Annotated in this window: 20 protein-coding genes; 8 read left to right on the top strand and 12 right to left on the bottom strand. The window is 65.4% G+C overall.

From position 1 onward, the window contains the following. Window positions 1-73: 73 nt before the first annotated feature. Window positions 74-1606 carry an acyl-CoA carboxylase subunit beta gene (locus ACTUWL_RS30970; RefSeq protein WP_021081616.1) on the bottom strand — a complete coding sequence of 511 codons (1533 nt, stop codon included), beginning with the start codon at window positions 1604-1606 and terminating at the stop codon, window positions 74-76. Between the two features lie 158 nt (window positions 1607-1764). On the opposite strand from ACTUWL_RS30970, the gene ACTUWL_RS30965 reads away from it, so the two are divergent. After that, on the top strand, window positions 1765-2166 hold the full coding sequence (locus tag ACTUWL_RS30965) for a DUF4260 domain-containing protein (RefSeq protein WP_021081617.1): 402 nt from the start codon (window positions 1765-1767) through the stop codon (window positions 2164-2166). On the opposite strand, the gene ACTUWL_RS30960 is transcribed toward ACTUWL_RS30965, so the two are convergent. Beyond that, on the bottom strand, window positions 2159-2956 hold the full coding sequence (locus ACTUWL_RS30960) for a PilZ domain-containing protein (protein ID WP_021081618.1): 798 nt from the start codon (window positions 2954-2956) through the stop codon (window positions 2159-2161). The genes ACTUWL_RS30965 and ACTUWL_RS30960 overlap by 8 nt on opposite strands. A 163-nt stretch (window positions 2957-3119) precedes the next feature. Here ACTUWL_RS30960 and ACTUWL_RS30955 point away from each other — a divergent pair, with 163 nt between their 5' ends. Beyond that, window positions 3120-4121 carry a dienelactone hydrolase family protein gene (locus ACTUWL_RS30955; protein WP_021081619.1) on the top strand — a complete coding sequence of 334 codons (1002 nt, stop codon included), beginning with the start codon at window positions 3120-3122 and terminating at the stop codon, window positions 4119-4121. Window positions 4122-4218: 97 nt separating this feature from the next. On the opposite strand, the gene ACTUWL_RS30950 is transcribed toward ACTUWL_RS30955, so the two are convergent. Next, entirely contained in the window at window positions 4219-5130 is a 912-nt protein-coding gene (locus ACTUWL_RS30950) for a DMT family transporter (protein ID WP_021081620.1), read from the bottom strand. 154 nt (window positions 5131-5284) lie between these two features. Here ACTUWL_RS30950 and ACTUWL_RS30945 point away from each other — a divergent pair, with 154 nt between their 5' ends. Beyond that, on the top strand, window positions 5285-6640 hold the full coding sequence (locus ACTUWL_RS30945) for an aminotransferase-like domain-containing protein (RefSeq protein ID WP_106940545.1): 1356 nt from the start codon (window positions 5285-5287) through the stop codon (window positions 6638-6640). Window positions 6641-6725: 85 nt separating this feature from the next. Here ACTUWL_RS30945 and ACTUWL_RS30940 read toward each other — a convergent pair whose 3' ends face one another. The 5 genes from ACTUWL_RS30940 to ACTUWL_RS30920 form a co-directional block, all read right to left on the bottom strand. After that, window positions 6726-7382: a carboxymuconolactone decarboxylase family protein gene (locus ACTUWL_RS30940; protein WP_021081622.1), complete on the bottom strand. Its 657-nt coding sequence runs from the start codon at window positions 7380-7382 to the stop codon at window positions 6726-6728. 82 nt (window positions 7383-7464) lie between these two features. Beyond that, window positions 7465-8277, bottom strand: coding sequence for a class D beta-lactamase (gene blaOXA, locus ACTUWL_RS30935; protein ID WP_021081623.1), 813 nt, complete (start codon window positions 8275-8277; stop codon window positions 7465-7467). Window positions 8278-8361: 84 nt separating this feature from the next. Beyond that, window positions 8362-8625, bottom strand: a complete 264-nt coding sequence (locus ACTUWL_RS30930; RefSeq protein WP_021081624.1) for an EscU/YscU/HrcU family type III secretion system export apparatus switch protein — start codon at window positions 8623-8625, stop codon at window positions 8362-8364. Then, window positions 8622-10199 carry a flagellar hook-length control protein FliK gene (gene fliK / locus ACTUWL_RS30925; RefSeq protein WP_021081625.1) on the bottom strand — a complete coding sequence of 526 codons (1578 nt, stop codon included), beginning with the start codon at window positions 10197-10199 and terminating at the stop codon, window positions 8622-8624. Before fliK ends, ACTUWL_RS30930 begins: the two co-directional genes overlap by 4 nt. A gap of 39 nt (window positions 10200-10238) precedes the next feature. After that, a complete protein-coding gene (locus ACTUWL_RS30920) occupies window positions 10239-10445 on the bottom strand; it encodes a hypothetical protein (protein ID WP_373012194.1) in 207 nt (68 codons plus the stop codon). Between the two features lie 80 nt (window positions 10446-10525). Between ACTUWL_RS30920 and ACTUWL_RS30915 the strand changes: the two genes are divergently transcribed. Further along, window positions 10526-12751, top strand: coding sequence for a spermidine synthase (locus ACTUWL_RS30915; protein WP_021081626.1), 2226 nt, complete (start codon window positions 10526-10528; stop codon window positions 12749-12751). Window positions 12752-12859: 108 nt separating this feature from the next. On the opposite strand, the gene ACTUWL_RS30910 is transcribed toward ACTUWL_RS30915, so the two are convergent. After that, window positions 12860-13645 carry an ATP12 family chaperone protein gene (locus ACTUWL_RS30910; RefSeq protein ID WP_021081627.1) on the bottom strand — a complete coding sequence of 262 codons (786 nt, stop codon included), beginning with the start codon at window positions 13643-13645 and terminating at the stop codon, window positions 12860-12862. A 70-nt stretch (window positions 13646-13715) separates the two neighbouring features. Between ACTUWL_RS30910 and ACTUWL_RS30905 the strand changes: the two genes are divergently transcribed. The 4 genes from ACTUWL_RS30905 (at window position 13716) to ACTUWL_RS30890 (ending at window position 19097) form a co-directional block, all read left to right on the top strand. Next, window positions 13716-14165, top strand: coding sequence for a hypothetical protein (locus ACTUWL_RS30905; protein WP_021081628.1), 450 nt, complete (start codon window positions 13716-13718; stop codon window positions 14163-14165). 412 nt (window positions 14166-14577) lie between these two features. Beyond that, entirely contained in the window at window positions 14578-16317 is a 1740-nt protein-coding gene (locus ACTUWL_RS30900) for a multicopper oxidase family protein (protein WP_021081629.1), read from the top strand. Continuing rightward, window positions 16317-18497 (top strand): alkaline phosphatase family protein, encoded by a 2181-nt coding sequence (locus ACTUWL_RS30895; protein ID WP_021081630.1) that lies wholly within the window; start codon window positions 16317-16319, stop codon window positions 18495-18497. Before ACTUWL_RS30900 ends, ACTUWL_RS30895 begins: the two co-directional genes overlap by 1 nt. Before the next feature lie 141 nt (window positions 18498-18638). Then, window positions 18639-19097, top strand: coding sequence for a GNAT family N-acetyltransferase (locus ACTUWL_RS30890; protein WP_021081631.1), 459 nt, complete (start codon window positions 18639-18641; stop codon window positions 19095-19097). A gap of 12 nt (window positions 19098-19109) precedes the next feature. Here the strand turns inward: ACTUWL_RS30890 and ACTUWL_RS30885 are convergent, their stop codons facing one another. The 3 genes from ACTUWL_RS30885 to ACTUWL_RS30875 all read right to left on the bottom strand — a co-directional run bounded on the left by ACTUWL_RS30885 (window position 19110) and on the right by ACTUWL_RS30875 (window position 22127). Continuing rightward, complete coding sequence (locus ACTUWL_RS30885) at window positions 19110-19436, bottom strand: hypothetical protein (protein ID WP_021081632.1); 327 nt, start codon at window positions 19434-19436, stop codon at window positions 19110-19112. Between the two features lie 90 nt (window positions 19437-19526). Then, a complete protein-coding gene (locus ACTUWL_RS30880) occupies window positions 19527-20741 on the bottom strand; it encodes an amidohydrolase family protein (protein ID WP_021081633.1) in 1215 nt (404 codons plus the stop codon). 120 nt (window positions 20742-20861) lie between these two features. After that, the gene (locus ACTUWL_RS30875) at window positions 20862-22127 is read right to left on the bottom strand and encodes an RluA family pseudouridine synthase (RefSeq protein WP_035653200.1); all 1266 of its coding nucleotides are present in this window, start codon (window positions 22125-22127) and stop codon (window positions 20862-20864) included. Window positions 22128-22508: the final 381 nt, after the last annotated feature.

Raw genomic sequence — 22508 nt, 5'->3', positions numbered from 1 at the left:
CACGCAACCCACCGCGGATCGCGCGGAACGAAGTTGGTGGGTCTCGCTTGCGCTAACCCACCCTACGCTTCCCTCACAACGGCAGATTGTCGTGCTTCTTCGCCGGGATCTCGACCTTCTTGTCCTTCAACATCGCAAGCGCGCGCGCGATCCGCCGCCTCGTCGAATGCGGCATGATGACGTCGTCGATGTAGCCGCGCTCGGCGGCGATGAAGGGGGACAGGAAGCGGTCCTCGTATTCCTTGGTTCGCGCCGCGATCTTGTCGGGGTCGCCGATGTCGGAGCGGAAGATGATCTCCACCGCGCCCTTGGCGCCCATCACGGCGATCTGGGCGGTCGGCCAGGCATAGTTCATGTCGGCGCCGATCTCCTTCGAGGCCATGACGTCGAAGGCGCCGCCATAGGCCTTGCGGGTGATGATGGTGACGAGCGGAACCGTGCACTGCGAATAGGCGAACAGCAGTTTGGCGCCGTGCTTGATCAGGCCGCCATATTCCTGCGCGGTACCCGGCAGGAAGCCCGGCACGTCGACGAAGGTGACGATCGGGATGTTGAAGGCATCGCAGAACCGCACGAAGCGCGCGGCCTTGCGCGAGGCATCGCTGTCGAGCACACCCGCCAGCACCATCGGCTGGTTGGCGACGAAGCCGACGGTACGGCCAGCAATGCGGCCGAAGCCGGTGACGATGTTCCGGGCGAAGGTTTCCGAGATCTCGAAGAAGTCGCCCTCGTCGACGACCTTGAGGATCAGCTCCTTCATGTCGTAGGGCTTGTTCGGATTGTCGGGGATCAGCGTATCGAGCGACATGTCGACCCGGCCGATGTCGTCGAAGCTCGGCCATTCCGGCACGCCGTCGGTGTTGTTCGACGGCAGGAAGTCGATCAGCCGGCGCATCTGCAACAGCGCATCGACGTCGTTCTCGAAGGCGCCGTCGGCGATCGAGGAGCGCGTCGCATGCACCGAGGCACCGCCGAGCTCCTCCGCCGTGACCACCTCGTTGGTGACGGTCTTCACCACGTCGGGGCCGGTAACGAACATGTAGCTGGTGTTCTTCACCATGAAGATGAAGTCGGTCATCGCGGGCGAATAGACATCGCCACCGGCGCAGGGGCCCATGATGACGGAGATCTGCGGGATCACGCCCGAGGCCTGCACGTTGCGGCGGAACACGTAGGAATAGCCCGCCAAGGCAGCTACGCCCTCCTGGATGCGCGCGCCGCCGGCGTCATAGAGGCCGATGATCGGCGCCCTCGCCTTCATCGCCATGTCCTGCAGCTTCGTGATCTTCAGCGCGTGGGTCTCGGACAGCGAGCCGCCGAACACAGTAAAGTCCTTGGCGAAGACAAAGGTCTTGCGGCCGTTGACCGTGCCCCAGCCGGTGACGACGCCGTCGCCGGGAACCTTGGTCTTTTCCATCCCGAACTCGATCGAGCGGTGCTCGACGAACATGTCGAATTCCTCGAACGAGCCTTTGTCCAGCAAAAGCTCGATCCGCTCGCGGGCGGTCAATTTCCCGCGGGCGTGCTGCGCCTCGATGCGCTTTTCGCCGCCGCCCAATTTCGCGCCGGCGCGCCGCTCTTCGAGGGTGTCGAGGATATCTTTCATTTGTTTCCGCCCGTGTTAGCTACAGTCCGCGCCCCGGCCGAGGCCGGGACGCTTCGTTCGGAATGGCTTTAGCACGGCCATTTCGGAACCGGAAAGGCGCTTGTGAACGGGTTCGGGCGCCAAAACGGTAGGATTTTCCGACATCTGGGGAGACGGCAATGACCGACATGACGACTGAAGCGACTGGCGCCGCGACCGGCGGGGTGCGCACCCTGCTCCGGCTGGAGGGGCTGGTGCTGTTCGTCGGGATGACCGTGCTCTACTACAAGTGGGAGGGTTCCTGGCTGGTCTATGCCCTGCTGTTCCTGGTGCCGGACTTAAGCTTTGCCGCCTACCTGATCGGCCCGCGGATCGGCGCCATCGCCTACAACGCCGCCCACACCTATCTGGCGCCGGTGGCGCTGATGACACTGGGCTTTGCCGGTGAAGGACCCTTGGTGCTCTCGATCGCGATGATCTGGCTCGCCCATATCGGGATCGATCGGGCGCTCGGCTATGGGCTGAAATATCCGGCCGGTTTTGGCTTCACCCATCTCGGGCGGATCGGAAAGCTCAGCTGAACTCGACCCCGATCCGGCCTTTCCTGCGCCACACCACGCGACAGCGCCGCTCCATCGCTTCCATCTCCAGCACGAGACGGAAGCTGTCCGGGACTTCGGCGGGATTGCTCACCTCAATAGCGGCGCCCGTCGTGGAGAGGTTGCGGACGATGCAGGTCATGCTGCGCCGGGCAAAGCTCAGCCGCGCCGCGCGTGCGACGTTGCGACGGGACGCCCGGCGCTGGTCGCCGGCGGCCTCGCTGGTCGCGCCGGTCGAGAAACCGGAACGGATCCTGCCCTGCAGCCGCACGTCCGCCTGCATGTCGAAATGCTTGACAATGCGAGGCCTGCTTGCAACCGCCGTTAATTGCAGCGATGCGAGCAGATGCTCGACCTTCGCGCCGCCGCTGCCGAACGGCAGCAGCAGCCGCTCGCAATCGACCTGCTGGTCGTTGGCATCGATGGTGGAGAACACCATGTAGACCGCGCAGCCGCTCGCGGCGCAATCCTTCGCCGGCGTCAGCGTGATGCGCCGGAGCGACATCGGGACCACCTGCTCCATGGTCCTCCCGGCCCAGGCCGAATTGAACGCCTCGGCGACATTCTCGCCCTGATACATCGCGCGAAACTTGCGCAGCCGGCCCTCGCCTTCGACCGCCCATGCGACGAGCTGCCGGGGATCATGGACCGCAGGATCCGGCTTCAGCTCGGCGAGGGCGGGAAATGGCCGGCCGGCGGCCAGTTGATCCCACTGCGCCAGCAGTGCACGCTGGCTTGCCGACCGGATCGCGTCAGGCGCAATGAACCTCATCTGCCCCTCTGATGTCGCGTCAGCGCGCAAGGTGGGCAGCTCGGCTTAAGGATCACTGAAACCTGATCCGCAACAATGCGGGACCGCGCGGCGGACGGGATGAATTAGCACTTGGCATGGTTAGCGCGCGCTTTACACTTCGGCCAGGTCACAGGAGGAAATGATGCTCAGCTACGGTCGCCTGGCCGCATTTGGCGCGGTGCTTCTCAGCGCGCTGCTGTTCGCCTGCATCGAGACCAGCGCGCAGCAGATCCCGAAGGATATCGCGGCGCGCACCGAGATCTACGCCATCCCCTCGCTGACGATCTCCGACCACCAGTTCCTGACCGGCGACAGCAACGGCAAACCGGTCACCGTCGGCGGCGAATTCAAGATCGCGCAGGGAACCGGCCGGCTGCCGGTCGTGGTGCTGATGCACGGCTCGAGCGGGGTCGGCGCCGGCATGGACGGTTGGGTCCGCCACTTCAACGCGATGGGCATCTCGACTTTCGTGATCGACGGCTTCTCCGGCCGCGGCCTGACCGCGACCGGGCCGAACCAGGCCCTGCTCGGCCGGCTCAATTTCATCGTCGACATCTATCATTCGCTGGAGATCCTCGCGAAGCACCCGCGGGTCGATCCCGAGCGCATTGTGCTGATGGGATTCTCGCGCGGCGGCCAGGCCACGCTCTATGCGAGCCTCGATCGCTTCAACAAGTTCTGGAACAAGTCCGGCGTGCAGTTCGCGGCCTATATCCCGTTCTATCCGGATTGCTCGACGAGCTATCTCGCCGACACCGAGGTCGCGGCGCGGCCGATCCGGATCTTCCACGGCACGCCCGATGACTACAACCCGGTCGCAAGCTGCAAGGCCTATGTCACGCGCCTGCAAGAGGCCAAGCGTGACGTGGTGCTGACCGAATATCCCGACTCCGCGCACGGCTTCGACGCCGGCCTGATCGGCAACAACACGGTGGTGGAGGCGACGGGATCGCAGACCGTGCGCCGCTGCACGATCAAGGAAGCCGAAGGCGGCGTGCTGATGAACGCATCGACGCAGGCGCCGTTCAGCTACAAGGATGTCTGCGTCGAGCTCGGTCCGCATGTCGGCGGCAATCCGGCCACCGCGCTCGAGGCCCGCAAGGCGGTCAGCGACTTCCTGCAGGCGCTATTCAAGCTGGGCTAAAGCGCGATGAGATTTGGTTGAATCGTCATCGCGCTTGGTTCTTGTCTTAGCATGATCTTACTCGGAAAACCGCTTCGCACTTTTCCGGATCATGCTCTCAAGCGAAGCGTCGCGCGAACACCACGCAGACCACGACCAGCATGGTCGCCGCGATCATCGACCAGGCGACCGGCTCATGCAGCAAAAGCCCGGCGAGCGCGAGCCCGAAGAACGGCTGCAACAGCTGCAACTGGCCGACGCTGGCGATGCCGCCGAGCGCAAGCCCGCGGTACCAGAACACGAAGCCGACCAGCATGCTGAAGATCGAGACATAGCCGAGCCCGAGCCAGGCCGGCGCGCCGATACCCTGCCAGCTCGGCGGCAACGTCATGATGGTCATCAGCAGCGTCGCCGGCACCGAGAGCACCAGCGCCCAGGAGATCACCTGCCAGCCGCCCAGCCTGCGCGACAGCGCCGCACCCTCGGCGTAGCCGAGACCGCAGATGACGATGGCCGCGACCATCAGGAGGTCGCCGGTCAGCGAGGCCGATCCGTCGTTCGACAACGCAAACCCGGCCACCGTCGCACCGCCGATGCAGGAGAACAGCCAGAACAGCGGCTTCGGCCGCTCGCCGCCGCGCAGCACGCCGAACACCGCGGTCGACAGCGGCAGCAAGCCGATGAACACGATCGAATGCGCCGAGGTGATGTGCTGGAGCGCCAGCGCGGTCAGCAACGGAAAGCCGATCACGACACCGAGCGCGACAATGGTCAGCGACACCAGGTCGCGCCGTTCCGGCCAGGGCTGGCGCAGCACCGCGAGCAGCACGGCGCCGAGCAGCGCCGCGATCGCAGCCCGCGCAGCGGTCAGGAACAATGGCGAGAACCCGGCCACCGCAACGCGCGTCGCCGGCAACGAGCCGCTGAAAATGATCACGCCGAGCAGGCCGCTGCCCCAGCCCTCCAGCGACGCGCCGCCGGCCGCCTCGCCGGTCCAGGACTTCCCCGACAATGTCTTCGAATCGCGCATCGCGCACCTAGTCTTTCGCGAGCGAGGATAGCGGCGGCGGGCTGGCCAAGGCAGCTACGGATCAGTACAATATCGCCAAACTGTATGGGTGAAGGTAGGCATACACTTGCGACAGCCGTCCAATGCGCCGAAGGCGACCCGAACCACCGAGGTGATGAACGCGATTCGCGCCAGGATCGCGAGCCGCGCGCTCGCCGCCGACGACCGCCTGCCCTCGATCCGCAGCTTTGCCGCGACCATGGGCGTCTCGCCCTCGACCGTGGTCGAGGCCTATGACCGGCTCGCCGCCGAGGGCCTGATCCGGGCGCGACCGGGCTCCGGCTTCTATGTCTCGTCGGCGGCGCTGCCGCGGCTTTCGCTGGCCCAGGACCAGCCGCAGCGCGACCGCGCCGTCGATCCGTTCTGGGTGTCGCGGCAATCGCTCGACGCCGCGAGCGGCGCGCTGAAGCCGGGCTGCGGCTGGCTGCCCGCCGACTGGATGCCGACCGAGGCGCTGCGGCGCGCGTTCCGCGGCCTGGCGCGGGCCGAGGACGCCGTGCTCGCCGATTACGGCGCAACGCGCGGCTCACTCGCCCTGCGCCGCACGCTGATGGCGCGGTTCGCCGACGAGGGTCTCGACGCGTCGCCCGACCAGGTGCTGCTGACGATGTCCGGCACCCAGGCGATCGACCTGATCTGTCGCTTCCTGCTGCGGCCCGGCGACACGGTGCTGGTCGACGATCCCTGCTACTTCAATTTCCGGGCGCTGCTGCGAGCCCATCAGGTCAAGCTCGTCAGCGTGCCCTACACCCCGTCGGGGCCCGATGTCGCAAGCTTCGAGGCCGTGCTCGAAGCCGAGCGGCCGCGGCTCTACATCACCGTATCCGGGCTGCACAACCCGACAGGTGCGACGATGTCGCCGCAGACCGCGCACCGCGTGCTGAATGCCGCCACCGCCTGCGATCTCACCATCGTCGAGGACGACATCTTCGCCGATTTCGAGCCGGAGCCGTCGGCGCGGCTCGCGGCGCTCGACGGGCTGAACCGCGTGATCCGGATCGGCAGCTTCTCCAAGACGCTGTCGGCGTCGCTGCGCTGCGGCTTCATCGCGGCGCGCGCCGACTGGATCGAGCAGCTGGTCGACCTGCAGGTCGCGACCGGGTTCGGCGGCCCCTGCGCGGTTGCGACCGAAATCATCGCCAGCGTGCTCGCGACCGGCTTTTACCGCAAGCATGTCGAGGAGCTGCGCCGGCGGCTCGCGCGCGCCCGCCGCGACGTCGGCGAGAAGCTGCAGCGCATCGGCATCGAACCCTGGCTGATGCCGCGCGGCGGCTTCCAGCTCTGGTGCCGCCTGCCCGACGGCTGCGATTCCGCGGACGTGGCGCGCGCCGCGCTCGCCGACAACATCGTGCTGGCGCCGGGCAACGTCTTCAGCACCACGCAATCGGCCAGCGGCTTCATGCGCTTCAACGTCGCGCAATGCCGCGACCCGAAGCTGATGCCGGCATTGCAGCGGGCGCTCGGGCGCTGAGGCGCGAGACGGATCAATGGCGTCCACAACGGCGCTCTACTCCCTCGCCCCGTTCTTACGGGGCGAGGTGAAGTGGGGCAGCGCCCTACTTCTCGCCGACCTTGAACGGCTCCTCCTTGCCCGGCGGCACGGTCTCCTCGGCCATCGCCAGAATCATCGCGACCATCACGTAATTGCCGGCGAGTGCAGTAAGATCGACGATCTGCTGATCGTTGAAGATTGTCTTGGCCCGCGCATAGGTCGCGTCGGAGACCTTCTTGGTCGTGGTGAGCTCGGTGACGAAGTCGTACACGACGGCCTCGTCGTCGGTCATTTTCGACGGCCGGTTGCCGGCCTTCAACTCGGCGATCACGTCGGCAGACAGCCCGGCCTTGGCGGCGAGCGACGCGTGCGCGAACCATTCGACCTGCGAGCGCCACTGCCGGCCGATGATCAGGATCGCGAACTCGTTGAGCCTGGTCGGCACCGAGGTCTGCCAACGCAGATAATAGAACAGATCGTAGAGGCGCTGGCCGAGCACCGGGCTGCGGATGATCGGATTGTAGGGCCCGCCGATGCCGACGCTCGACACTTTCATGATCCGCTCGCCGAGCGGCCGCTGCTGGTCGTTGAGCTGATCCATGGTGAGCTGCGGGAAGCGCGGCTCCTTGCTGGTGGCGGGTGCGGAGAGCACCGTGGCGGCGAGCCAGCCGCCGGCTGCGGCCAGCGTGAGCGACGAAAGCCAGACAGTTGCCGAATGCATGATTTCCTCCGCTTTGGTTTGTCGGAGGATGCTAGTCGAGCTTCGCGGCGCTCACCAGCCGCGGCGCACGCAGGTCAGCTCGTCACAGCGCGACGATATCGGTGAGGCATTGCTGCGTGACGCTCATCCGCGCGTCGATCTGCGCCTGGGTCTTGCAGTCCATGTTCATCGCGAACACGGTGATCTCATTGCCCTTCTCGGACCAGCCGACCAGCCAGCCGAGCGAGCCGTGCTCCTTGTCGGTGAGGCCGGTCTTGGCGCGGATGACGGCGTCGCCGACTTTCGTCACCGGGAGAATATCGCACACCAGCTGCTGGCTGCGCTTGCCGACCGGCAGCACGCCGCGGCGCAGCCGGTCGAGGAAATCGATCTGCTGCACCGGATCGATGCGCAGATTGCCCGTCACCCAGAACTGGTCGATGCCGCCGCCGATGTCGCGATTGCCGTAGTCGATCGCGTCGAGATATTTCTTCATCCGCTCCTCGCCGATCCGGCGGGCGATCTCCTGGAATACCGGAAAAGCCGAGACCGCGATCGCCGAGCGCAGCGTGTGATCCTTGTTCCAGGCCTCGATGCTGCGGGTGACGCCGTCCCACTTGAAGACGTCCTTGTCCGGATCTTGCACCACGCCGGTGTCGAGCGCGATCAGCGCATTCGGGATCTTGAAGGTCGAGGCCGGCAGCCGGCCCTCGCCCGAGCGAACCTTGTCGCTGGCGATGATCAGATAGTCGTCGATCTTGTAGCCGACGAAGGTGCCCTCGGTACCGAGATCGAAGAACCGCTTTTGCAGATCCTCGCGAAACTCGCTGCGTTGGTAGGACACATTTGCAAAACTGCGCGACGGCAGGATGGCGGCGGCAGCAAACAGACCGAGCGCATGGCGGCGATGGATCACGACAGGACCTGAACCGTTTCGGGTTGACGACGATGGATGCCATCGTGGTGAAAGGATGGCAACAGAGTCTTCGGTTGAAAACGCTCAGCGCGCCCGGCCCGACATCCGCAGCACGAACACCAGCACCTCCGCGACGGCCTTGTAGAGCTCGGCCGGGATCTCGTCGCCGAGCTCGACATTGGAGAGCGCACCGGCCAAGACCTCGTTCTCCTCGATCGGGATGTCGTTGGCCTTGGCGACCTCGATGATCTTGGCGCCGATCGCGCCCTTGCCTTTTGCCACGACGCGTGGCGCGCCGGCATGGTCGTAGTGCAGCGCGACCGCGAGCTGGTTCTGCGTCTCGCTCATGATGCGCGGTCCAGGAAATGGCCGGCGCGCGCGGGCGCAGGTTGCGGCGGACTGCCGTCGCGGATCTCGATGTCACCGGGCGTGAGCTCGGCCCTGGTCAGCGCCTGGCTCAGCTCGGCGGCCCCGGCGCGCAGCTGCGCGGCGGTCGAAGACCGCTCGGCCCACATCCGCACCGAGGTCCGCTCGCCGCTCAGCGAGACCAGCGCGTGCACCGGGCCGGCCGGCTCGACGTCGAGCGTGAAGCGCGCCCGCCACACCCGCTTGGCGGCCTCGACTTCGTTGCCGCCGCCGTCCCGCGAAATCTCGAACTGCGCCATCGCCGTGCCCTGCTGGGTCAGGAACGGGATCTCGAAATTCCAGCGCGGCACCATGGCGTCGAGCTGCGCGCGTGCAGCATCGTTGTGGCCCGGCAGCGAGGCGACCTGCAGCAGCGTCTGCCGCGCCAGCGCCGCGTCGGTGTTTTCCAGCAGGCGGTGTGCCGTGGTTGCAAGCGGCGCACCCGGCGCGATCGTAGCCTCGGCGACGGCCTGGGCCGACGGCAGCGCCCCGGGGAACGGCGGCGGCGGGCTGCCGCGCGCGGGCACATCGCCGGGCAGCATCTCCCGCGGTGCGGCGCCCTGCCGTGCGGGGTTGCCGAGCTCATGCAGCGCTTCCTGAATGAGATTGAGCGCGCCGCCCGCTGACGGCCCGGCATCGAGCGCATCCGCGAGCGCGCCGGCGAGCCGCGTGGCGCCACGCGTGAGATCCTCGGTAACCGGCACCCGCGCCTGCGGCAGCAGGATCTCCTGGACGTCGAGGCTGGGCGTGCCTGATGGCACGAGGCTCGGTGCCGCTCCGGCGCTGGGCAACGCCGGTTGCTGCAGCGGCGTGGACGCGGGCCGCGCAGCCTCGCCGGCACCGAGCGCGGTCAGCGCCTGGCGCAGCACGATCAGCGCGGCCTTCAGGTCGGGCGCGCTGCCGCTCGCCGGCGCGACACCCGTCGCCAGCGTTGCCTCCAGCAACAGGCCGGACTTCTGGAAGCCGGCCTTGACGGCATCGCCGCTCAAATTCTCGTCGAGGCCGGTCTGCTGCGCCAGCACCTGCGCGATCGCAGCCTGCAGCCTTGGCGGCAGATTCGCGGAGGCCACCGCGGTGAGGTTGGCAAACAGCGGCGCCTGGCTGCCCTGCACCGCCGCCGCATGCTGGGCCGCAGCAGTGATGGTGATGCGCTCCAGCGGCGTCAGCGCAGCCTTCGGCGCCGTGGCGGCGGGTTGCGGCGCGGCGGTGGCGTTGGCCGCGCCCGGCGACAGTTGCACCGCATCGCCGGTGTCCGCGCCCGATCCAACCAGTTGCAAGCGGATGCCGCCACTGCTCTGCGACACCGCAAGCTGCAGGTTCTGGCCCTGCTGCAGCGGCACCTCGGTCTGGACATCGATCGTCAGGCTCGCGATCGCGATCCGCACCAGGTCGGCGGACAGCACCTTCAGGACCTGGGCATTGACGACGCTGCCGGCCTCGAGCGTGAGGTCCGGCGCAACGCTGTCCGCCTCCTTCGAGGCGATCACCGGCAGCACGGGATTGACGGCAAGTGCCATGTCGGAGGACTCTGCCAGGCGGCGGGAACGTGCCGCAGGCTAGCCCGGCGCCGTAAAGGTCTCGTTAACCCGACCTGAACTCCCCGAGGACGGCGGCGACGGCCTTGAAATCGACCTGCCGGGCGGCACGGCCTCCTCGTCGACGCCCCATTTCCCGATATTCCAGTCCTCGTCGACATGGGCCGCAGCCCGGACCTGGTCATTGTGACGGACGTCATGCGTCAGCGCGAGCAGCGCTCGGATCATCCGTTAACTAGCTGGTACCGAACCCGTTGCCCGCCCCGGAAATGCAATGGTAGCGTTACGCCATTTCAGGACTGATTTTTATGATCAATTTGACCGCCACAGATTCGTGGCTCGCCCGATCGTCGATGGCTATTCCAACGTTCGCCGTCAGCCTGTTTCTCAGCGCCGGCCTGATGTTTTTCGTCGAGCCGATGATCGCCAAGATGGTGTTGCCAAAGCTCGGCGGCGCAGCGGCGGTCTGGAGCACCTGCCTGGTCTTCTTCCAGACTGTACTGCTCCTCGGCTACGGCTACGCGCATCTGCTGACGAGACTATCGTCGCGAGTTGCCCAGGTTGTCGTTCACATCTGCATCCTGATGCCGATGTCGGCCCTGATGCTCCCGCTGTCACTCGGTTCGGATGGACCGTCAGCGGAACAGTCCCCGATCCTTTGGCTCTTGCTGCGCCTCACCTTGGCGTGCGGCGTCCCGCTGTTCGCTATCTCGGCGACGGCCCCTCTTCTGCAGCATTGGTTTTCCGGCGCCGACCACAAGCGGGCACGCGATCCATACTTCCTGTACGCCGTGAGCAACACTGGCAGTCTTCTGGCGCTGCTTGCCTATCCGCTCGTCGTCGAGCCGGAGCTGCCGCTCGACCTGCAGGCGACACTGTGGTCAGCCGGCTTCGCCGCGCTGGCTCTCGGCATCGCCGCGTGTGGCACGATCATGTTGTCCCGCAAGCGGGCGGACGCGCCGGACCCGATCACCGAAGCAACCGCGACGATTGGCCCGCGAGATCGCTTGATATGGATGGCGCTCGCCTTCATCCCGTCATCGCTGCTGCTCGGCGTCACCCAACATATCGCGACGGACATTGCGTCTGCGCCGCTGCTGTGGGTGCTGCCGCTAACCCTGTATCTTTTGACATTCATTCTCGCCTTCGCCCGCCGTCCTCCCCTCCCTCATGCGATGATGTCGCGCGCAATGCCGGTGACGCTGATCGTGGTCGTGGTGACCAGCGGCGGCATCGGCAACCTGCTTCCCCTTACAATCGCACTCGCCCTGCACCTCGGGTGCTTTTTTGTCATCGGCATGGTCTGCCATGGCGAACTGGCGAAACGGCGGCCGCCGACAGCGCGGCTTACCGAGTTCTATTTCTTCGTCTCGTTGAGCGGCGTTGTCGGTGGAATCTTCAACGCGCTGATTGCTCCTGTGGTCTTCACCAGCGTGTGGGAATATCCACTCGCCTTGATCGCGGCATGCCTGGCGAGGCCCCGCATGCCAGCGGACGACCGTTCCAACCTGATGATGGATATCGTGCTGCCGCTGCTGCTCGCTGCCGCCCTGCTGGCCGGTCGAGCAATCCTGATCGAAGGTGCGGTTCCCGGCCCGCTATCGATGGCGCTGCTTTACATGCTGTACCTGCTGCCGGCGCTGGTGCTGGTCAAATTCTCGCAACGACGCTGGCGGTTCGGCATCGCCGTCGCGCTCCTCCTGCTGTTTCAATTGATGCCTCAGAAATCAGGAAAGCAGGTCGCCGCCGAACGAAGCTTTTTCGGCGTACACAAGGTCGAGTTGATCGATGATGCGGAGGCGCCGGCCCTCCTCCTCATGAACGGCACTACGCTGCACGGAGCCAAAAGCTTGCGGCCGAACGAGGCCACCCAACCGCTGACCTATTACAGCAAGGAAGGCCCATTCGGACGCTTCTTCGCCGTTTTATCGCCGGTCAAACTGCGGCAAGTCGCGGTTATCGGATTAGGCACCGGCGCCCTCGCCTGTTACGCCGGCGACGGACAGGATTGGACGTTCTACGAGATCGATGCCGCGGTCGAGCACCTGGCGAGAGAGCATTTCCAGTTCCTGCAAAATTGCGCTCCGCGCGCCCATGTCGTCCTCGGCGACGCGCGAATGACGATCGAGAACGCACCGGATGGGACTTATGACGCGCTCATTGTCGACGCGTTCAGTTCAGACAGCGTTCCGATGCATCTGATCACGCGCGAGGCCTTGGCCATTTACCTGCGGAAACTGGCACCGGGCGGGCACCTCCTGCTCCACATCAGCAGCCGGAGGCTGGATCTCACTCCGGTTGTCGCAGCCTTGACGGCGGATGCAGTCCTGCCGGCACGCATTCTCTTTGACGATCCGACGCCAGGAACCCCGGTCTGGCGACGTTCGCCCGCGCTGGTCGTCATTGTCGTCAGACAGGAAATCGATCTGGACGCTTTCACGAGCCGGGACGGCTGGGCGCCGCTTCCAAAGCCGGAATCCCGGCATCTTTGGACGGATCAGCGCGCCGACCTTCTGCGGGTGATCAGATATTAGTCGCATCCAAGAACGAACTTGGGTCTTGAAACGACAAGAAATCCTCGTATCCCGGCTCGCATCGATACACGCGTCACATGCTTGGACGGTATGCGTGTTACCCCCTCGTTAACCGGCAGCCGGCCTGAACTCCCTCAGGATCCCGGCGGCGGCCTTGAAATCGACCTGGCGGGCGGCGCGGCGCGCCGCGACCTCCTCGTCGACGCCCCACTTCTCGATATTCCAGTCCTCGTCGACATGGGCGGCGGCCCAGACCTGGTCCTCGTCGCGCACCCCGTGCGCCAGCGCCAGCGCCAGCAACGCCGAGCCGGTCAGCGTCGTCACCACATGGAGCGCCGCCACCGACCATGGATCGGTCGGAAACGCGGCGCGCGCCGCCCTGATCGCAGGCTCGGGCTGGCCGACATGCATGACCCCTTCGGCCATCACGAAATGGGCGCCGAGCGCGTCGGCAGCCCAGAACAGGATCGGGTCCCAATGCTCGGCCTCGCGCGCCACCAGCGTCTCGGGATGGCCGGCCCGATAGAACAGCAGATCGCTGCCGAGGAATTTTGCCGCATCGTCCGCGACCTCGCCGACCCGATCGATCACTCCCTCGATCACGCTGTTGGCCAGCCGCGTCAACGGCATGGTCACGGGATCGATGGTCTCGCCCTGTGCATCCCACTCGGCCGCGATCGCATCGGCGATCGTGCGGGTCGGCACCACGATCGGCTTGCCGGACGGCGAGCGGACCTGCTTGCCGTCAAGCGTGATCGAAAATCCGCCCTCGGCAGCGGTGACGCCGGCGCTGGTGTAGAACCGCTTGCGCTGGGGCGTGCGGATGTGGCGCCGCACCGCCTCCTGCGGATCGAGCGGAGATTGGTCAGGGACATCGTCGAAGAGTTCGCGCATTGCGCCGGCCGGCTTTCGTTTCAAGGGATTTCCCTGCAAGATATGCCAGCGGCAACGGCAAATAAAGCTGATGGGACGCGGCACATTCCTCGCGGGTTTCTCGCTCGTTACGGCGGTTTTCGGCGCCGCCGACGCCGGGTTCCGCACGCCGGAATCGCTGATCCGCAACGTCTACGCTCATTACGGCAGGGGTAGCGCCGCGTTTTCCAATGGCCTGCCGCGAGACGAGCAGACCGCCCGGCAGTTCTTCGATGCCGGCCTGCGCGGCGCCTGGACCGCCCTGCACGACGCGCCGTACGATTTTCTGGTGCAGGGCCCGACCTGGCGGATCGGCCCGGTCTCGATCGCAACGCCGCGGCGGCAGTTCGACAAGACCGATGTGACTGTGACCTTCGACAATGAGGGCCGCGCCGTCACGCTCAACTTCATCGTCGTCAACGGACCGGAGGGCTGGGTCATTGCGGATGTCGAGAGTCCGCACGATTCATTGCGGATGTTTCTGGCGCAGTTCAGGCGCTAATCCCAGATGTCGGCACAACGGCAGATGACAGGATCGGCGACACCGAAAAAATATCTGCCGATTACCTGCGCGTCTTGGTATCTCCGCAATTCAATCGCGCAATGGCCATCCGATTGATCGCTCAACAGGTTTGAACGCCGCGCGCACTTTCTGCGTCGAAGTGCCGCAAGTTTCTGTCATCTGCGCGTTAAATAGCTGCCAGATTACCGCAACAACGTGCGGCTAGCCTCGCACCACCAAACGGAAACTTTGTCGACCATTGCGGTCGCAAGACGTAGACCGACGTCATGCAAGACGTCGGTCGTGCGCTTGCGCGCGTGTGGCGGCGTATTGGCGGGGCGGCGTGGCACGACGACTTTCAACCGTTTGTTGTGTCATCGCCGCGGCTTGCCTCGGGCTTGCTGCGAGCGGCATGACGGCTTGGCTCGCCGCAGCAGGCGTGCAGGATGCGCCGCGCACGCAACAGGACGTTTGCGCGCGGCCCGAGCCCGGAAGCGCGATCGAGGAACCCGGCGAACTGCGCAGCCGCGACGGCGTGCTCGAAACCGACCTCACCATCCACGATCAGAAGCTGCCCGACGGAACCAGCCGCTATTGCTATCTGACGCCGAACGGCAAGCCGTCGCCGACCCTGCGGCTGAAGCCGGGCGATCAACTGGTCATCCATTTCAAGAACGACCTCGTCGACCTCGATACGACAACGCCCGCGATCGATCGCCCGCTCGCCGGCGCGCCGATCTGCACGACGAGGAAGCAGGCCGACGTCTGCGAGAGCGGCGCGATGACGCCGATCTCGACCAACCTGCACTTCCACGGCCTGACCGTGCCGCCGGTCTGCCATCAGGACGACGTGCTGAAAACCTCGATCCAGCCCGACGACGCGCCGTTCGACTATCGCCTGCGCATTCCCGACGACGCGGCGCCCGGCCTCTATTGGTATCACCCGCATCTGCACGGCTTCAGCAAGACACAGGTGCTCGGCGGCGCCTCCGGCGCCATCATCATCGAAGGCATCGAGCGCGCCGATCCACAGCTCGCCGGGCTGCCCGAGCGCGTGCTCGTGATCCGCGACCAGGATCTCGTCAATCCCGACGCGCCGCCGTCGAAATTCGAGCCGGTGATGACCAAGAGCCAGCTCGACAGCGACGGCGACGTCGCCAACTCCGGCACCGGCTTCGGCAAGCCGTCGAAGGATCTGTCGATCAACTTCGTGCCGGTGCCGTATCCGAACTATCCGCCGGCCAGGCTGACGATGAAGCCAGGCGAGCGGCAGCTGTGGCGCGTGCTGAACGCGTCCGCGATCACCTATCTCAACCTCGCGCTGCTGATCGGCCGCGCGCCGCAGCAGATCGGCATCGTCGGGCTCGATGGGGTGCCGCTGCAATTCCAGGGCAGCCCGTCGCCATCGGTGCAATGGGTCAACCACATCGGCCTGCCGCCGGGCTCGCGGGCGGAATTCATCGTCGAGGGACCGCCGGCCGGGTCGTCCGCCTTGCTGGTGACCCGGGCGGTCGACACCGGGCCCGCCGGCGAAAACGACCCCAACCGCGCGCTGATGACCGTCACGGCCTCAGCCAATGCGGACGAACCGCAGTCCACCCTGCCCGCGCACGCCGAGCCGTTGCCGAGGCCGGAGCGGCCGTGGGTCGGCAACGTCGCACCGGTGCACGTCAGAAAACTGTTCTTCTCCGAGCAGCCGGAGAACCCGAACGATCCGAACAGCCCGACCAAGTTCTTCATGACCCTCGAGGGCGAGACGCCGAAACCGTTCGATCCGCAATCCGACGTTCCCGACATCACCGTGAGACAGGGCGACGTCGAGGACTGGATCATCGAGAACCGCTCGATGGAGCTGCATGATTTCCACATCCATCAGCTTCACTTCCAGCTGCTCGACTGGTCCGGCGTCGCGGTCAACGAGCCGTTCCTGCGCGATACCGTCAACGTGCCCTACTACAACGGCCGCATGCTGAAATATCCGAGCGTTCGCCTGCGCATGGATTTTCGCGACCCCAACATCGTCGGCACCTTCGTCTACCACTGTCACGTCCTCGAGCATGAGGACGGCGGCATGATGGGACGGATCAAGGTCGTGCCACGCGACACTGCAAGTTCCACCAAGCCGACCAACCACCAAAAAGGAGAACTGTAATGCGCGACAAGCGGAAGTCACGTTGGCTGCAGAGTTGCCGCCTCACCCTCAGCGCACTGGCGCTGGGCCAGTTCACCGCCGGACCTGTCCTTGCACAGGACTGGGACCATCACCACCATGGACATGAGACCCGGACGCCGATCAAGCACGTGATCGTCATCATCGGCGAGAACCGCAGCTTCGACCACGTGTTCGCGACCTACGTGCCCGAGCGCCGCGACCAAAGCGTGTTCAACTTGCTCTCGCAGGGCATCGTCAAGCTCGACGCCAGCAAGAATGCGATCCCCGGGCCGAACTTCGAAAAGGCGCATCAGCAGGCAGCTTTAGATAACGGCCCGAGCGATGCGTTCCTGCTGAGCCCGCCGAAGCAGAATTTCCCCAAGGATCAGCTGCCGTCCCCGCAGGTCGGCGGCCCCAAGGTCTCCTACATCCCGAACAAGTGCGGCAGCTCGCCGATCACCACCTGTGAGGCGTCGCTGGTGCTGGCGCAGCAGTCGGAATCCGGCCTGCCCGCGGAGTACTACCAGTACCTTTTGACCGGCGGTACCGGTCAGACGTCGCACACGCCCGATCAGCGCATCAGCAACGTCAATGCGTTGCCGGCCGGCCCGTTCCAGCTCACCAACGGCGATGCGATGCCCTACGACTCCTATTCGGCGAGCCCGGTGCATCGCTTCTACCAGATGTGGCAGCAGTTGAACTGCAACCACTCGGCAGCCAGCCGCGACAACCCGTCGGGATGCGGCGGCAATCTGTTCGCCTGGGTCGAAGTGACGGTCGGCGCCGGCGCCGACGGCGCGACGCAGCCCTCCAACTTCTCCACGGAATACTCGCCGACGGCGACGACCACGGGCGAGGGTTCGACGGCGCTCGGCTTCTACAACGTGCAGAAGGGTGACGTGCCGTACTTCACCTCGCTGGCGCAGAAATATGCGATGAGCGACAACTTCCACCAATCCGTCAACGGCGGCACCGGTGCCAACCACATCATGCTCGGTCATGCCGACATGATCTACTTCAGCGACACTTACGGCAACGCCGCGGTGCCGCCGAACGGCATTCAGGTTTTCGGCGGCACGCCCGATGCCGGCATCGTGCATGAGATCGAGAATCCGAATCCGGCTGCCGGCACCAACAATTGGTACACCGAGGACGGCTACGGCGCCGGCGGAAACGGCGGCTTCCCGCCGCCCTTCCAAACGAGCCCGGTGTCCGGCGGCGGCTCCTACAGCGACTGCTCGGATGCAAGCCAGCCCGGTGTCAAGCCGATCCTGGACTATCTGAAGGGCATCCGGATCAACGCGAATTGCGAACCGGGCCACTATTATCTCTTGAACAACTACAATCCGGGTTATTTCGGCAACGGCAAGAACGCCTACACCGACACCAATCCGTCCAACACGCCGTTCACGATCCCGCCGTCGACCCGCAAGAGCATCGGCGACAGCCTGAACGACCGGAACATCTCCTGGAAGTACTACGGCGACCAGTGGAACAACTACGTCAACGATCCCTACCAGCTCAATTGGGGCGTGGCCGGTCCGACCGCGGATGAGTATTGCAACATCTGCAATCCGTTCCAGTACGACACCTCGATCATGTCGCACCCGGAGCAGGTCGCCGCCCATATCAAGGACTCGGTTGATCTGTACTCCGACCTCTCCAAGCACTCGCTGCCGGCGGTCTCTTTCGTCAAGCCGAGCGGCTTCACCGACGGTCACCCGTCATCGTCCAAGCTCAACCTGTTCGAAGGCTTCGCCAAGAAGGTCGTCGATCAGGTGCAGGCCTCGGACTACGCCAGGGACACCGCGATCTTCATCACGTTCGACGAAGGTGGCGGCTACTTCGACTCCGGCTACGTGCAGCCGCTCGACTATTTCGGCGACGGCACGCGCATCCCGCTGATCGTCGTGTCGCCATACGCGCGGCACGGCCACATCTCGCATGAATATGCCGATCATGTCTCGATCATCAAATTCATCGAGCGGAACTGGCGCCTGGAGCCGATCACCCATCGCAGCCGCGACAACTTCCCGAACCCGGTTGCGGCGCCCGGCAATCCCTATGTTCCGGTCAACAGCCCGGCGCTCAGCGACCTGTTCGACTTCTTCGATTTCGACGACGGCGGCCATCACCATGGTGGTGACGGCGACGATCGGGGTGACAACTGGAACCACTGACGGCCGCACCTTGCGACACAACGATCCGCCGGCCCGAAAGGCCGGCGGATTTCGTTTGCGTCAGGCCGGATGTCCATCTCCCGCCGGAGCCTGTAACGTGTCCGGCGACACCGACCACGTTTGCAATGGACACCCCGTTCAATGACGTCAATCGCATTCCGCGAGGCTCAGCCCGCCGACCTTCCGGCGATCATCGCGCTCCTCGCCAACGACACGCTGGGGCAGCAGCGGGAGGATTCGAGCTCGCCACCGAACCCGCGATATGTCGATGCGCTCCAAGCCATCCTCGCCGATCCCAACCAGTTGCAGGTGGTTGCGATCCTGCACGGCGAGGTGATCGGCTGCTTGCAGCTCAGCTTCATCCCCGGACTGGCACGCATGGGCGCCTGGCGCGGACAGATCGAAGCGGTCCGAATTGCCGAGATGCACCGGAGTTCAGGCGTCGGACAGCAGATGTTCGAATGGACGATCGGGCAGTGCCGGACGAGAGGCTGCGACCTCGTGCAGCTGACCACCGACAAGGCGCGCCCCGACGCGCACCGCTTCTATGAACGGCTGGGCTTCGTCGCCAGCCACATCGGCTACAAGCTGAAGCTCTGACACCTGCCGGCGTCAGTCACGCGTATTGGCGCAGGATCGCGAATAGGCAGCGCGGTCGCTCTGGTTCAAGCCTGAGGCTGCGGCCTCGTCGAGGCAGCGGCTGACACGGTCGCCGAACGAGCTGCGCGCGGGAGCACGCAGGTTCGGCTGCGTGACCGCGTCCATCTTGGGGATCGGCGGCACCTCGATCTTGGGCGGCGGAGGTGGCGGTGGCGGCGGCGGCAGGGTCGGATTGTAGATCGAGCCACCGGGCCCGAGGATTATTTGCTTTTGTGCAAAGGCGCTCGGCGCGCCGATGACCCAGAGCAAGGTGCAGGCAATAATCAAGGATCGCTTCATGGCCTATATCTCGTGACGGCGCGGCGCTGGTTCAAGTGATTGCCAGCTGCATCAACGCCGCCCTTGATAAGCGAGTTCCCCGGCCGGCCTTCACGGCTTCTGATAGATCACGTGACCGGCGCGGATGGTGGTGCTCACTTTCGCGAGATTGGCGACGTCGCTGAGCGGATCGCCGTCGAGCACCACGAGATCGGCGTCGAAACCCTGCTCGACCTTGCCTTTCCTCGCGGCCTTGAAGAACCGCGCCGGGTTGGTGGTCAGCGAGGCCAGCACCTGGCGTTCCGACAGCGCGCGATGCATCAGCTGAAATTCCTGCGTGGTGTCGTACAACTTCGTGAACCCGACATCGGTGCCGAACAGCACGGGACCGCCGTTCTCCGAGAACTGCTTGAGCTGGTTGACGGTCGCCGCGACCAGCTGTTTGGTGACGTTGGGATCGAGCACGACCGTGGTGAACAGCGACAGCGTCGGGATCAGCGCGGTGTTCTGTGCCTTGAACCGCGCCAGCTGCTCCGGCGTATAGCCGCCTTCGCTCGGGTCGGTGTGCGCCATGATATCGACGCCGGCCGCGATCACCGTCTCGACACCGGTCTTGTTCTGCGGATGGGCAAACGCCGGTTTGCCTTGTGCATGCGCCACGTCGACCGCAGCCTTGGCGATCGCCGGGTCCATGTTCACGACCGGCTTGTTGCCCTTGAAGACACCGGTGAACAGTTTCACGCCATCCAGATTGAGGTCCATGTAGCTGCGCGCCAGTTGCGTGGCCTCGTCAGGGGTCGATGCCTCGGGCAGCTGCATATCGGCGGGCAGATAGGCCGGATGGCCGTCCTTCGGAAAGATGCTGCCGGCGAGGAAGATGTTCGGACCGGCGACCTCTCCGGCGGCGATGCGCTTGCGCAATGGGAGGATGTTTCGCGGATCGGAGCCGAGGTCCCAGACGGTGGTAAATCCCCAGCGCGTCAGCATCTCCTGCATGTGCTGCGTCAGCGGCGCGGCCGGCGCTTCGCCGGCGAGGTGCCAGACGTGCTCGGTGAAATGCACATGGCTGTTCCAGAACCCGGCAACCACGGTCTTGCCGCTGCAATCGATGACCCGCGCATCCGACGGCACCTTGACCTCGCCGGACTTGCCGACCGCGCTGATGACGCCGTCCGAGATCACGATCACCGCATCGGGCAGCGCCGCCGCATCGGCGGATGCGTAGAGCGTACCGCCGCGGAGCACCACGGTCTCGGCTTGCGCCGCTCCAGCGGCGACAGCCGAGCCGATGAGGAAGAGCGCGACGCGTAGCCAGGTCCGGGTCATGGTCAGCCTCTCTGATGATTGCATACCGGCAACGACCGGCGCGCGGCAACATAGAGGCCGTGCGCGGCACGGTTTGATCGTTCTTGCTGTCGCGACGGATATTGCAGGGCGGCCGGCCCGTCACTCCTCGGGCGCGTTCTCGATCGGGTCGAACCGGTCGGCCTCGAGCCCGAGCAGATTCCAGGATTGCAGCATGTGCGGCGGCAGCGGCGCGCTGACATCGATCACGCCGCCGCGCGGATGCGGAATCACGATGCGGCGGGCCAGCAGATGCAGCCGGTTCTGCAGGCCGCCCGGCAGCTGCCAGTTCTCCTTGTTGAAGTATTTCGGGTCACCCACGATCGCGTGATCGATATGCGCCATGTGGGCGCGCAATTGATGGGTACGGCCGGTGACCGGCTTGAGCGAGACCCAGGCGAGCTTGGTCGCGGAGGCCTCGACCACGGCGTAATAGGTCACCGCGTGGCTGGCGCCCTCGTCGCCATGCTCGGCGATCCGCATGATGCTGTCCTCCTCGCTCTCCTCCTTGGCGAGGTAGGTCGAGATCCGGCCCTGCTTCGGCTTCGGCACGCCGGCGACCAGCGCCCAGTAGATCTTGCGCGCGGAGCGATGGCGGAACGCGCCGGTGAGGAACGATGCAGCGAAACGCGTCTTGGCGATCAGCAGGCAGCCGGAGGTCTCGCGGTCGATACGATGCACGAGGCGCGGCTTCTGCCCCTTGGGGTCGCGCATCACCTCCAGCATCTGGTCGACATGGCGCGTCATACCGGAGCCGCCCTGCACGGCGAGGCCGGCCGGCTTGTTCAGCACCAGCACGTCGTCGTCCTCGTACAGCGTCATGTCCTTCAGCGCCTGCAGCGTCTTCGCCTCGGCCTCCGAGAGCGCGCCTGACGTCTTCGGCGTGTCGAGCCGCAGCGGCGGAATCCGCACGCTCTGGCCCTCCTCCAGCCGGTCCTTGGAATCGGCGCGCTTGCCGTTGACCCGAAGCTCGCCCTTCCGGACGATGCGCTGGATATGGGAGAACGACAGGCCGGGAAACCGCGCCTCGAGGAAGCGGTCGACCCGCATACCGTTCTCGTCTGCCGTGACGACGACGGTCTGCACCTTGGTCGGCAATGGCTGCTCGGCCGCCTGCTTCTCGGCGCGAGGCTCGACCCGCTCCTCGCGGTCGCGGCGTGGCTCGGCAAAGCGCGGCGGCTTGGCGGCGGTACGCTGCGAGAACGGGCGATCACCGGACTTGCGCTCGTCGGGCTTGCGGCCGCGAGGCCCGGCCGCGGCCTTACCACGATCCTGATCGCGATCCCTGTCACGCCCCTTCGCGGACCCCTTCGCACCCGCTTTGGTACGGTCGCGCGGCGATATGGTTCTCTTGATACGGCGGCTCATGGTGGTTTTTCGGCTCCAGACCTGCATTGTGCCTAGCGCAAATGCCGCGAATCGTCACGGCGAAATCGGTGTAAATCCGCTGCCGCATCGGCCATGTTCGGCCGCTTCCGGCCATCGGGCAGAGCCTCGGAAGGAGCCCTGGAATGCGACGGACGACATCGGCTTTGGCGGCGGCCCCTGATGCTCACGGGTCCGTCGCAGCGGGCGTTGGAAAAATATCGAAAACAACCCCATGCAAAGCAGCCAGCGGCGGGCGTTCGACCAAACAACTTGACACGTCGGGCAACTCAGGGATATTCTTCTATTATTCCGAAATCGCGAAAGTACCGCCGTCATTGCGAGGAGCGATAGCGACGAAGCAATCCATAGCTCCGCATATTC

It is taken from the genome of Bradyrhizobium sp. WCU1 (assembly GCF_053474805.1).
Note: the sequence above shows the minus strand (reverse complement) of the source record. Positions and strands in the feature narration are given on the sequence as shown.